We start from the raw sequence: 11,778 nt of genomic DNA on the forward strand, positions 1-11,778 counted from the left end.
GGGGTAGGGGGGTGTGTGGCGGGCTCCACGATCGGTAGGCCTGCCCTTGCCGCGTGCCGGACCGGATCGTGGGGTGCCCCTGAGCGGGGCCGCTGTCTCTATCCGTCCGGCCGCCCCTCTTGACACACGAGCGAAGTAAGTGTTCAATCAGTCACATGCCCACCCCCTCCACCCGCTCCACCGCCGAGGCGCAGCGCGAGCGGATCACCGCGGCGGCGCTCCACGTGTTCGCGCGCACCGGATACGCCGCGACCCCGATCACCGAGGTCGCGGCCGAGGCCGGCGTCTCGCCCGCCTACGTCTTCCGCCTGTTCCCGGGCAAGCTCGGCGTCTTCGTCGCCGCGGTCGACCGCTGCTACGAGCAGGTGGCGACCACGCTCGCGGCGGCGGGGGAGGCCTCGCCCTCCTCGGACCCGGTCGACCGGCTCGAGGCGATGACCGTCGCCTACATCGACCTGATCGCCGACCGCGACCTGATCATGCTGCAGTCGCAGGCGCAGAGCGCGTGCGACGTCCCCGAGATCCGCGAGGCGGTGCGCCGCGGGATCTCCGCGGTCGTCCGGACGGTCACCGTCGTCTCCGGAGCCGACGGCCCGGCCGTGCAGCGCTTCGTCGCCTACGGGCAGCTCTGTCACCTGATCGTGCAGACCGACCTCGGCGGCGTCGACTCCGAGTGGGCCCGCATCGTCTCCGACGGCATCCGGCACCGCGACTGAGTACGCGGTCCTTCCCTCTCCCTCCTCTTCCTCCTCCTCTTCGCCACCCTCTTTCTCATGTCCGCCGTTGTGACTGTCCAGTCACTCACCAACCACCTCCAGGAGCCCCTCGTGACCACCACCCTTCCCCGCACCACCAGCCGCGTCGTCCTCCCCGGGATCGTCGAGCCGTCCGGACTGCTCCTCGAGCAGGCGCCGGTCGAGCCGCCCGCGGCCGGCGAGCTGCTCGTCGCCGTCGAGGCCACCGGCATCTCGTTCGCCGAGCAGTCGATGCGCCGCGGCCGCTACTTCGCCCAGCCGCCGTTCCCCTTCACGCCCGGCTACGACCTCGTCGGCCGGCTCCTCGCGGTCGGCCCCGGCGGCGACGCGTCGCTCGAGGGCCGCCGCGTCGCCGCCCTCACCAAGACCGGCGGCTGGACGGGTCACGCCCGCGTAGCCGCCCGCGACTGCGTTCTCGTCCCCGACGGAGTCGCGTCCGAGGACGCCGAGGCCGTCGTGGTCAACGGAGTGACGGCGTGGCAGATGCTGCACCGCTCGGCCCGGGTCTCCCGCGGCGACACGATCCTCCTGTTCGGCGCGAACGGCGGAGTCGGCGGCCTCGTGCACCGCCTCGCCCGCCTCGAGGGGATCCGCGTGATCGGCGCCGCCTCGCCCCGCCACCACGAGGCCCTCCGAGCGGCCGGAGTGGAGCCCGTCGACTACGCCGATCCCGACCTCGCCGCTCGCGTGCGCGAGCTCGCTCCCGGCGGAGTGCAGGCCGTGTTCGACAACGTCGGCGGAGCGACGACCCGGCTGGCGTGGTCGCTGCTCGCGCCCGGCGGCACCCTCGTCGCCTACGCGATCGTCAGCGCGAGCACCGGGAGCATCTGGCCCCCGTTCCTCCGCCAGCTCGCGCGGATCCAGGCCTACCAGCTGGCCCCCAACGGCCGGCGCGCGGCCTTCTACGACCTCTGGGCGGGCCACTCGCTGCGCCCCGCGCGCTTCCGTGCGAGGCTCGAGGAGGACCTCGGCCGCGTGCTCGGACTCCTCGCCGACGGCTCGCTGACGGCCAACATCGCCGCCCGCTTCCCGCTCACGGGGATCGTCGAGGCGATGGAGCTCGCCGAGTCCCGAACGCTCGACGGCAAGGTGATCCTGCTGCCATGAGCGGGGTGCGTCCGGGCGGAGGGTGATTCCGGCGCGGAGGCGCCCGGTCGGCGAGCAGGGGAGAATGGCGCGGTGGACACGGGACTGGTCGAGGTGCTGAAGGCGCTGGGCAATCCCACGCGACTGCAGATCATGGAGTGGCTCCGCTCTCCTGAGGCGTCGTTCAGCGAGTTCGAGCCGATCGCCGACCGCGCCGAGTTCGGGGTCTGCGTCACGCATCTCGCCGCGAAGAGCGGTCTCGCGCAGTCGACCATCTCGTCGTACATGGGATCCCTGGAGCGCGCGGGCCTCGTCCGCTCGACGCGCGTGGGGAAGTACACCCACTACCGGAGGAGCGACGCCGACGTCGACGGGCTCCTGAAGCGGCTCGGAGCGTCGATCTAGCGACGTATCGCAAATCGTCGATATGATCGGCGGCATGACCGATGCTTCCGAGACCGCTCCCGCTCGCCGTGCTCTGCTCGTCCACGCCCATCCCGAGGAGCGGTCCTTCTCCTCGGCGCAGGCGGACGCGGTCCTCGAGCAGCTGAGGGCCGACGGCATGGAGGTGCGCCGGCTCGACCTGTACGCCGAGGGCCGGGACCCGGTGCTGCACCGCGACCAGTTCGCGGCCGGCTCCGGCTACTTCAAGCCGCAGGCGCAGCAGATGACCGCGGTCCTCGAGAAGACGCTCGGGGAGCCCGTCACGAGCGATCTCGACGAGCTGCTGCAGGCGGATCTCCTGGTGCTCTCGTTCCCCCTGTGGTGGTTCTCGATGCCGGCGATCATGAAGGGCTGGATCGACCGGGTCTTCGTGATGGGCGCGACGTTCGGAGGCGAGCACGGCGTCTTCGCCGAGGGCGGCCTGCGCGGCAGGAGCGCGATGCTCCTGCTGACGACGGGCGGCGGCGAGGCGGCCTTCGCGCCCGGCGCCGCCGACGGCTACGGCGACCTGCAGTCGTTCCTCTTCCACATCCATCGCGGGATGCTCGAGTTCGTCGGCTACGACGTCCTGCCCCCGGTGGTCACCTACGGTCCCGCCCGCCTCGACGCGGCCGGACGCGAGGGCGCCCTGCAACGGGCTCGAGCGCAGGCGTCCGCATCGACGGCCCGGCTGCGCGGCGCCTAGCGTTCGCCGCTGCGCCTCCCGGCCGCCCTCAGTCCCGCGACCGGCTCGCGTGCGCGCGGGCCTTCATCCGGTTGCCGCACGTCGCCATCGAGCACCACTTGGCGGTGCCGGGGCGGCTGCGGTCGAGGAGGAAGAGGTTGCACTCGTCGTTCGCGCAGGCGCGGAGCCGCCCGGGGAACCGGGCGTTCACAGCGGACCAGGCGAGGACCGATTCCACCGCGAGTCGATCCGGTTCGGGAGCGCTCAGCTCCCACACGACGCCCTCATCGGTGACGCGCGGGGTGCGCACGGCGCGCGCGACCAGGTCCGCGAGCTCCGCGACGGCCGCGGGCGCGCCCGACCGCACGACCGCCTGGAGCGCGTCGCGGGCGCGGCGCAGCCGCTCGAGCTCGTCCTCGGTGCCGACTCCGCCCCACCGCCGGGCGAGCTCGCGACCGGCCGCGTCGCCGAGGTCGTCCGTCGGCCGTCCGTCCACCACCGGCGCGCTGTTCAGCACCGCCAGGAGCAGCTCCTCGTCCCGATCCATCGTTCCCCGTCCTCCCGCGCCGTGCGGCCCGTTCGATCCATGCTAGCGTCCGACTAACCAGTAAATCGACTTGTAGGGGTTAGCCATGGTCGTCGTCCATCACCGCACCGTGTCCGTCGACGGACTCGACGTCTTCTGGCGGGAGGCCGGTCCCGTCGACGCGCCCGTCCTCCTGCTGCTGCACGGGTACCCGAGCAGCTCGCACATGTTCCGCCATCTCCTCCCCGCCCTCGCCGGCCACTACCGCGTCATCGCCCCCGACCACATCGGCTTCGGGCGCTCGTCCGCGCCCTCCGTCGAGGACTTCGACTACACGTTCGCCGCCCTGACCGCGGTGACCGGCCGCTTCCTCGAGACCATCGGGGTGACCCGGTACACGATCTACGTCCAGGACTACGGCGCCCCCGTCGGCTGGCGCCTCGCCCTCGCCGATCCGTCCGCGGTCGTCGCCGTGATCTCGCAGAACGGCAACGCCTACGAGGAGGGCTTCGTGCCCGACTTCTGGGACCCGATCTGGGCCGACGCCGCCGAGCGGACCGACGAGACGCGCGACGCCCTCCGGCCGGCTCTCGGCCGGGAGGCCGTCGAATGGCAGTACACCCACGGTGTCCCCGATCCCAGCACCGTCGACCCGGACGCCTGGGAGCACGACCTCGCGCTCCTCGCCCGCCCCGGCCAGGACGACGTGCAGCTGGCGCTCTTCCGCGACTACGCCACGAACCGCGCCCTGTACCCCGCCGTGCAGGCGTGGATCCGCGAGTCCGGAGTCCCCGTCCTCGCCGTCTGGGGCCGGAACGACGAGATCTTCGCCCCCGCCGGCGCCCAGGCGTTCCTCCGCGACGCGCCTCACGCGCGCATCGAGCTCGTCGACGGCGGGCACTTCCTGCTCGAGTCCCACCTCGACCGCGTCGTCAGCGCGATCACGGACTGGCTGCGCCCGGCGTGATGCCCGAGGACGGGCGGGAGGGTCTCGTCGCCCGCCCGACCCTCCTCAGCGGACGGTGGTGGCAGCGGTGTCGGCGTTGCTGCGGATCGACGGATCCGGAGTCCTCACGGAGAAGGTGGTTGCGAGCGCTGTGCCCGTGCCTGCGCTCACGGCCGTGACGGTGATCTTCTCGGTGGATGTCCGCCCGTTGCCGAGGCTGGAGCGCTGGAAGACCACGACGCTGCCGATACGGGTGTACTTCCCCGTTGCGGAGACGAACCGCACCCCCGGCGGGAGGATCACCTTCGAGTAGACGGACGTCGACGTGGAGGGTCCGGCGTTCTTCGTGATGAGCGTGTACGTGAACGTCCTCCCCTTCACCGCGGTGGTCGGAGCGGAGACGTCGACGCGAAGGTCGGCCTTCGCGGTCGCGGACGCAGGGGACACGGTGAGAGTGCTCTGCGCGGTCGCGGTTCCGGCGGTGCTGGCGGCCTGCACGGTGAAGACGTAGGCGCCGGTCCTGGTCGGAGTGCCGGTGAGGCGCCCCGTCGGATCGAGGGTGAGACCCGGGGGCAGGGCGCCCGACGACACGGTCACGACGGGCGCCGGAGTTCCCGCGACCGCGTAGGTGAATTCGTAGTCCGAGCCGACGACGCCGGCTGCGACGGTTCCGCTGATCGTCGGCGCGACGGGTGCAGGCGGGGCGGCCTCGACGGTGATCCGCCGGGAGGCGATGGTGGTCGTTCCGAAGGAGTTGGTCGCGGTGACGGTGAAGTCGGAGGTTCCGGGTTCTGCGGGCGTGCCCGTCACGAACCCCTCGGGAGTCAGGGTCAGTCCGGGCGGGAGCGTCCCGCTGGCGAGGGTGTGGTCCGCGAGGCGCGCATCCCCTCCGAAGGCGAAGGAGAACGGAGTGCCGACCGTCGCCGTGGGAGGCGCGGCAGCCGTGAGGACGGGACGGGTCCCGGTGGCGAGGGTGAAGCCGTAGCCGGCGTCGATCGAGGTGACCCCCTTCAGTCCTGCGGGAACCGTGGACTGGCCGGCACCGTCGTCGCCCCAGGCGGCGACGGTGCCGTCCTCGCGGAGCGCCACGCTGTGCCCGTACCCGGCGGCGACCGCGACGACACCGGTCAGCCCGGCGGGGACGTCGCTCTCTCCGTCCCTGTCGCTCCCCTCGGCGACGACGCTGCCGTCGGCGCGGACGGCGAGGTCGTGGGTCCGTCCCGCCGCGACCGCGACGATGTCGGAGTAGCCCGCGAAGATGTCGTCGGGGCCGTCGTAGCCCCAGCTCACGACGCTGCCGTCGCTCGTGACGGCGAGGGTGTGGAAGGACGCGGCGGAGATCGCCACGACGTCGTCCAGACCGGGAGGCGCCTCCAGCACTCGCCCCTGGTCGTACCCCCAGATCGCCACTGTCCCGTCGTCGCGGAGCGCGACGCTGTGGGTGCCGCTCGAGTCGATCGCGGTGACGCCGCTCAGCCCCGCCGGCGGCTCGGTGTACCGGTCCTCCGGGGGGAAGAGCGGCGCGACGGTGCCGTCCTCGAGAAGCGCCAGATCGGGGGAGACGGCCGCGACGCCGCGGAGGTCGTCCGCCGGGAGGGGGTCGCCTTCGAGATTGTCACCCCAGACGGCCACTGTGCCGTCGCTCCTCGCCGCGACGCCGTAGTACTGGCCGGCCGCGATGGAGACGGCGTCGGTCAGATCCTCGGGGGCGCTCGTCCGACCGTCCTCGTCGTATCCCCAGCCCACGACGCGCCCGCCCGCGACGGGAGCGTCGGCCGCGTGAGCCGCGGCCGCGGTGCCGGTGAGCGGCCCGTCGAGGGCGGCGAGGCCGGTCCCGAGGAGGAGGGCGCCGGTGAGGAGCGCGAGCGGGCGGACAGTGCTTCGGAGGCGCATGGGGTCTTCCGGTCGGGTCGGCCGTCGTCGGCCGCCCTGCGACCGTGACAGCTGCGAGCGCCGTGGGCAATGCCCTCTTCCGGCCACGTCCGGAAGAGGGCGCCCGGGCGGACGTCCTTCGTCGGCCCCGCTCGGCTGATCCTGTTCACGACGGAGGAAGGATGAGGCTCCGGCGCCCGTTCCGCGCGGATCGCGGGATCCTGGAGCAGATCCGTCCTTGTTCGTTGTGAACACCGTCTGGACGAGGTCCTGCATCGGCGATGCTCCGAAGCCCGGCTTCGACCTCGTCAGGACCCGAACCCGGCTCCCGTCGGCTCCTCGGCGTTCCGGATGACGGTGAGCAGGAGGTCGTTCAGCTGCTGGGCGGCGGGGGCGCTCAGGCCGACGTCGCTGAGGTCGTTGGTCGCGAGCGCGACCGCGCGCGCCGCGGTGAGGACGCGCTCCCCGTCGGCGGTCGTGCGGACGGGGGTGCGTCGGCCCTTCCCGCGGACTCCGACACGCTCGATCAGCCCTCGCCGCTCCATGCCGTCGAGGACCTCGGACATCGTCTGCGGGCGGACGAAGACCGCGCGGGCGATCTCGGCCGAGGTCAGCTGCGCTCCGCCGGTGAGGCAGGAGAGGACGCCGAACTGCATCAGGCTCACGTCGTGCTCCGCGAGCCCGGCGGTGATGCGCGCGCCGATGATCCGCGCGACCTTGACCGCGTTCCAGCCGAGGACGGCCTCGAGTCCCTCGTCGTCGTCCACGCCGACATCCCTCCCGGGTGATTCAAAGAAACAGGAACCTGCTTCACGAGGTAGCCTGCAGGGACCTGCTTCTGCAGTCCCCTCCCTGGAGTGTGCACCACACCCCGGACCACATCGATCCGACAGGACATCCCATGACCGGCACGCAGCTCCCCGACGACCGAGGCCGATGGGGCGCGGAGGACGAGCTCGGCACGCTCACCCTCATCGACGACGCCGCACGGCGACGTGCCGCGGAGGAGGTGAGGACCGGCCGCTGGGTCTCGCTCGCCCTCCCCGTGGCTCCCGCGTCGATGCTGGGCGGCCCCTTCGCGCCCGCCGCTCCGCCGTCGCCCCCGGTGCAGCAGGCGCTCCTCTACACCGGTACCCCTCCGATGGGCATGTCCGAGGTGCTGATCATGACTCCGCACCACCCGGCGATGACCCACCTCGACGCGTTCGCGCACCTGCCCGTCGACGACGGAGTCGTCTACCCGGGCCGGCCTCTCGCCGAAGCCGTCACCGCCGGCGGAGTGATGCACGGATCCACCTCCTCGTTCGCCGAGGGCATCGTCACGCGCGGAGTCCTCCTCGACCTCGCGCCGCAGGCGAGGCTGCCGGCGGCGCACGCGATCGTCGCCGCCGACCTCGACGCGGCCGAGCGCCGGGGAGGCGTCCCCCTGCAGTCCGGCGACGCGCTCGTCGTCCGCAGCGGGTGGGGCTTCTCCTGGGACTCGGAGGAGCAGGCCCCCGGCATGACCGTCGACGCCGTGACCTGGATGCACGAGCGGGGCGTAGCGCTCTACGCGGGGGACATCGGCGACAGCTTCCCCCCTCACGATCCCGAGATGCCGATGCCGATGCACATGGTCGCGCTCGCACGGCTGGGCAGCCCCTCATCGACAGTGCGGACGTGGAGCAGCTCGCCGTGGTCTGCGCCGAGCTGTCCCGCTGGTCGTTCCTGCTCAGCGTGGCCCCACCGCGCCTGCTCGGGCTCACCGGCGTTCCGGTCAATCCGATCGCCGTCTTCTGAGGTGCGCCGCCGCCGCCCCGCGGATCGCCGCCGAGGACCCGCCGCTCGCCGCTCAGCGGCTGAGGAGGGCGACGAGGTCGGTCGCGATGCGGTGCTCGACGTCGGCCGGGACGGGCTGCACGGCGGCGTCGAGGTCCGCGGTGACGACGGCGGCGAGGCTCCGGGCCTGCAGGGTCAGGCCGAGGTCCATCGCCTGGATCGGGTTGCCGCCGGCCGCGGTGAGGTTGATCATCCGGCCGTTCTCGAGGCGGATGATCCGCTTGCCGTTCTTCAGGCGGATGCCCTGCCGGCGCTGGCCGTCGGCGAACTCGGTGGTCGACTCCGTGGCGGCCGCGAGGGCGTCCTCGTCGATCTCCCACGGGAAGTGGCCGACGCCGGCGATCACGGCGCCGTCGGCGAACGCGTCGATCTCCGCCGCGCCGATGACGCCGGGTGCGCCGGTGGCGGTGAAGACGAACTGCGCGTCCGAGAGGACGTCGGCGACGGGTCCGACGCGGTGGCCGCGGAGGATCGCCTGCAGCGAGCGGATCGGGTCGACGTCCGCGACGGAGACCCGCGCTCCGAGCTGCGAGAGGGTGTCGGCGACCCCGCGCCCGCACGGGCCGTAGCCGATGACCGCGGCGCGGGTGCCCGGGATCATGAGGTTCGTGGCGTTCATGAAGCCCTGGACGACGCTCTGGCCGACCCCGTACTCGTTCTCGACGATCAGCTTGAGGGGCGAGTCGTTGATGACGACGACCGGTCGCGGGAGGGTCGCGCTGGTCTCCCGCAGGCGGATGCCGCCGGTGGTGGTCTCCTCGGTGCCGCCGAGGTAGTGGTCCGGGACGCCCGAGTTGATGAGCCGGAGAGTCAGGTCGGCGCCGTTGTCGAGGGTGAGATCGGGATCGTGCTCGAGCACCTTCTCGATGTTGCGGAGGTGCTCCGCTTCGCCGTCGCTCTGCTTCGTGTGCACGTGCACGCCGAGGGCGCGGAGGTCGTCGGCGACGTCGTCCTTCGTGGTTCCGGGCGAGCCCGTCAGAGCGATGTCCATCCCGGCCTCGACGAGGAGCGAGACGAGGGCGGCGGTCTTGGGCTCGACGTGGAGGCAGATCGCCAGCTTCTTCCCGGAGAGCACCGGAGCGAGCTCCCGGACGGCCTGCGCGGTGAGGGGCATGTGGTCGAGAGCCCAGCGGCTCGCCGGGTGGGAGAGGGAGGAGGTCATGGCGGGTCCTGTCTGGAGTGGGTAGGTGCGTGCGTCGAGTGGGGGCGTCGTGTCGCCGGCGGCGCGGGAGTCGCGTCAGGGCGCTCGGCCCCCGGCGGGCTGCCGCCGCGCCCGGCGTCGCGCGTGCGTCGAGTGCGCTGCCCGGTACGGAAGGTCCTGAGGAGGCCGATCGCCGGGGACGGCCGCGAGAGGCAGCACCGGCCTGCTCTCTGCGAGATGGAACCTGAGGTGCATCTCCTCACGCCGGGCCGAGGTCGGCACGGCGCGGATCGTCATCGGTGAGGACACCAGCCCAGTCTGTCGACCCGGACGAGCCCTCGCTCGGATGATCGTGCTCGGCGCCGGCACCCCGGGAGGGGCCGACCTGTCGTCAGCCGACGTCCCGCGCGGCACGACCAAACGCCACCGCTACCCTGACGCCATGCGCCGCAGCCTCGACGACCCTCTTCGGAACCGCGTCCGCACCGGCTCTCCGTCCGTCGCGTCCGTCTGATGGAACGGCGACGGACGGACCGCTCGGAGCCGGTTCGCGAGTTCCGGCCCTCGAGGGCCCGGCAGAAGAACGAGTCGCGACGCCTGAGGCCGGTTGCCGTGCTCCCCGCGCTGGTCCTGCTGGCGGGGAGCGTCTGGGGAGTCGTGGTCGCCGACGACCGAGGTGCGGCGCTGGCCGTCTACCTCGGGCTGTTCGGCTTCGCCACCGTGATGGCTCTGGTGATCGTCGGAGTGCTGGCGCTCCGCAACCGGCACTTCCTCGCCACCGCGTCCCTCCGGATCTCGGACCGGGCGATCGAGTGCACGGACGCTCGAGGCAGGGTCGTGATCTTCGAGCGGGCCGACCCGTCGGTGAAGGCGCTGCTCGCATGGGTGCCCGCCGGCCCCAACAGTGAGGGGATCGATCTGCCGCCGTCGCTCATCCTGTTCTTGTCGGACGGAAGCCGGTCGCTGCGGCTCCGCGGGGCGGACTGGGAGCTCGAGGATCTGCGGGCCGTCGTCGCCGCCGTGACGACGCCGCTCATGCCGGCGGCGCGTGGCGTGCACACCGGTAGCCGGAGCGTGTGGGCGCGCCTGACCGGAGCCGCTCGTCGGCGGAAGATCGAGGCGCCGCCCGTCGCGGAGAAGACGCTCGGCCCCGCCGAGATCAACGAGCTGATCCCCGGGACGATGAGCTTCCGCGAGACCCGTCCGCTGACGTTCGCCCTCCTGATCGGGTTCGGCTCGGTGGCTCTCGTGCTGGGCCTCGTCGTCGGCGTCGCCTTCGTGGTGGTGCCCGGGTAGCGGAGGAATTCGGCGCCGTGCCGGGGACCGCTGGGCGGGAGACGCGGGCGACGGGCCCACGCTCCCGACCGGCGACCTCTCCGGGGCGATCCTGCCCGCGCCCTAGGCTCCACGCATGACACTCACCCAGGACTCCGGTTGGATCTGGTTCGGACTCGCGATCGTCACCGCCGGTCTCGCCGAGCAGAAGGGCCGCTCGCGCTGGCGCTGGTTCGTGCTGGGGCTGCTGCTCGGGCCGATCGCGACGGCCCTCGTCGTGCTGTGGGCGCGTCCTGAGGGCGGAGTGGCGACGGATGTGCGCTGGAACTTCGCGATCGGCGCCGGCGTCGCCGCGGCGGCGCTCGTCCTCGTCGCCGTGACCTCGGCCCTCTGGCTGCTGCTCATCCCTGCCGCGATCGCGGCGCTCGCCGCCGGGCTGCTCGCCTGGCTGAGCCGCCGCGTCCCCTACGAGCACCTGCCCCGCTGACGACCGCCGGCTGGTCGAGCATCGGAACTCGAGATCTCGCGGCCCGACGCGGGAGGCGCCTCACTTTTCGGACAAGGTCGATGACCTCGCGAGGATCGGCCGGCCGCGGCGTCAGCGTTCCGGCCAGGCCTCCCACACTCGACTGAAGGGCGCGGTCAGCTGCTGCCCGTCGTGGCCGATCCTGTGATGCACCCCGACGTCGTTGCTGTAGCCGCTCGACCAGCCGAGCTCACTGCCGCTCCCGATGCGGTAGCCGACGATGATGCCGTCCTTCCCGGCGGCGATGCTCTCCTCGTAGCGGCCCGCGACGACGTCGAAGACGGTGCGCTCGAGGTCGTCCGCGAGGGCGGTCCACTCGTCGTCGCAGGCGTCGCAGCCGCAGACGGGGTAGTTGAAGCGGTGCAGTGCTCCGGCGTGGAGGAGGACGCCGGGGAAGACGGTCCAGACGATCGTCAGAGGTGCGGCGTCGACCGACCGCGGCGTCACGCGGACGGCGCGGGCGGCCCAGGAGATCTCCGCTTCGTCTCGTGAGGCCAGGGCCGGGTCGTCCTCGACCGTCACGTCGTAGGTGCGCTCGAGGTGCTCGAGCAGGGCGTCCGCGACGGTATGCAGCGGCTGGAAACGCTCGAGATCTCTCGTGACGGAGTAGCTCTCGTCCGGAGGCGACTCACCCTGCCAGCGAGTGCCGTAGGGGATGGGTCGGCCGTCCTCGCCGATGAAGACGCGGTCCGCGACTGCCGGTCGGGCGTAGTCCGTCATGGACG

General features: G+C 72.4%; 12 protein-coding genes and 1 pseudogene. 8 read left to right on the top strand and 5 right to left on the bottom strand.

What is annotated here, in order from left to right; translation table 11 throughout:
• Positions 1-155 precede the first annotated feature (155 nt).
• From C5C46_RS08090 to C5C46_RS08105, 4 genes are all read left to right on the top strand, one after another.
• Positions 156-716, top strand: a complete 561-nt coding sequence (locus C5C46_RS08090) for a TetR/AcrR family transcriptional regulator (RefSeq protein ID WP_104226329.1) — start codon at positions 156-158, stop codon at positions 714-716.
• Positions 717-773: 57 nt separating this feature from the next.
• Complete coding sequence (locus C5C46_RS08095; RefSeq protein ID WP_104226330.1) at positions 774-1,862, top strand: medium chain dehydrogenase/reductase family protein; 1,089 nt, start codon at positions 774-776, stop codon at positions 1,860-1,862.
• A gap of 72 nt (positions 1,863-1,934) precedes the next feature.
• Positions 1,935-2,246, top strand: coding sequence for a helix-turn-helix transcriptional regulator (locus C5C46_RS08100; protein WP_244230566.1), 312 nt, complete (start codon positions 1,935-1,937; stop codon positions 2,244-2,246).
• 34 nt (positions 2,247-2,280) lie between these two features.
• Positions 2,281-2,970 (top strand): NAD(P)H-dependent oxidoreductase, encoded by a 690-nt coding sequence (locus tag C5C46_RS08105; protein ID WP_104226412.1) that lies wholly within the window; start codon positions 2,281-2,283, stop codon positions 2,968-2,970.
• Positions 2,971-2,998: 28 nt separating this feature from the next.
• Here C5C46_RS08105 and C5C46_RS08110 read toward each other — a convergent pair whose 3' ends face one another.
• Positions 2,999-3,496, bottom strand: coding sequence for a CGNR zinc finger domain-containing protein (locus tag C5C46_RS08110; protein WP_104226331.1), 498 nt, complete (start codon positions 3,494-3,496; stop codon positions 2,999-3,001).
• Positions 3,497-3,581: 85 nt separating this feature from the next.
• Between C5C46_RS08110 and C5C46_RS08115 the strand changes: the two genes are divergently transcribed.
• Positions 3,582-4,442: an alpha/beta fold hydrolase gene (locus C5C46_RS08115; RefSeq protein ID WP_104226332.1), complete on the top strand. Its 861-nt coding sequence runs from the start codon at positions 3,582-3,584 to the stop codon at positions 4,440-4,442.
• Positions 4,443-4,487: 45 nt separating this feature from the next.
• Here the strand turns inward: C5C46_RS08115 and C5C46_RS08120 are convergent, their stop codons facing one another.
• Positions 4,488-6,314 carry a putative Ig domain-containing protein gene (locus C5C46_RS08120; RefSeq protein WP_104226333.1) on the bottom strand — a complete coding sequence of 609 codons (1,827 nt, stop codon included), beginning with the start codon at positions 6,312-6,314 and terminating at the stop codon, positions 4,488-4,490.
• 287 nt (positions 6,315-6,601) lie between these two features.
• Positions 6,602-7,060, bottom strand: coding sequence for a MarR family winged helix-turn-helix transcriptional regulator (locus C5C46_RS08125; protein WP_219812274.1), 459 nt, complete (start codon positions 7,058-7,060; stop codon positions 6,602-6,604).
• A 419-nt stretch (positions 7,061-7,479) separates the two neighbouring features.
• Between C5C46_RS08125 and C5C46_RS17425 the strand changes: the two are divergent.
• Positions 7,480-7,794 (top strand): annotated as a pseudogene (locus C5C46_RS17425) (cyclase family protein); the annotation flags it as partial.
• A 330-nt stretch (positions 7,795-8,124) separates the two neighbouring features.
• On the opposite strand, the gene C5C46_RS08135 reads toward C5C46_RS17425, so the two are convergent.
• Positions 8,125-9,273, bottom strand: a complete 1,149-nt coding sequence (locus tag C5C46_RS08135) for an adenosylhomocysteinase (RefSeq protein WP_104226334.1) — start codon at positions 9,271-9,273, stop codon at positions 8,125-8,127.
• A 591-nt stretch (positions 9,274-9,864) separates the two neighbouring features.
• Here C5C46_RS08135 and C5C46_RS08140 point away from each other — a divergent pair.
• On the top strand, positions 9,865-10,548 hold the full coding sequence (locus tag C5C46_RS08140) for a hypothetical protein (protein ID WP_104226335.1): 684 nt from the start codon (positions 9,865-9,867) through the stop codon (positions 10,546-10,548).
• A gap of 115 nt (positions 10,549-10,663) precedes the next feature.
• Positions 10,664-11,014, top strand: a complete 351-nt coding sequence (locus C5C46_RS08145) for a hypothetical protein (protein WP_104226336.1) — start codon at positions 10,664-10,666, stop codon at positions 11,012-11,014.
• 111 nt (positions 11,015-11,125) lie between these two features.
• Here C5C46_RS08145 and C5C46_RS08150 read toward each other — a convergent pair whose 3' ends face one another.
• Entirely contained in the window at positions 11,126-11,773 is a 648-nt protein-coding gene (locus tag C5C46_RS08150; protein ID WP_104226337.1) for a DUF6226 family protein, read from the bottom strand.
• Between the last annotated feature and the right edge of the window lie 5 nt (positions 11,774-11,778).

This window comes from Rathayibacter sp. AY1E6, from assembly GCF_002931115.1.
Lineage (GTDB): Bacteria > Actinomycetota > Actinomycetes > Actinomycetales > Microbacteriaceae > Rathayibacter.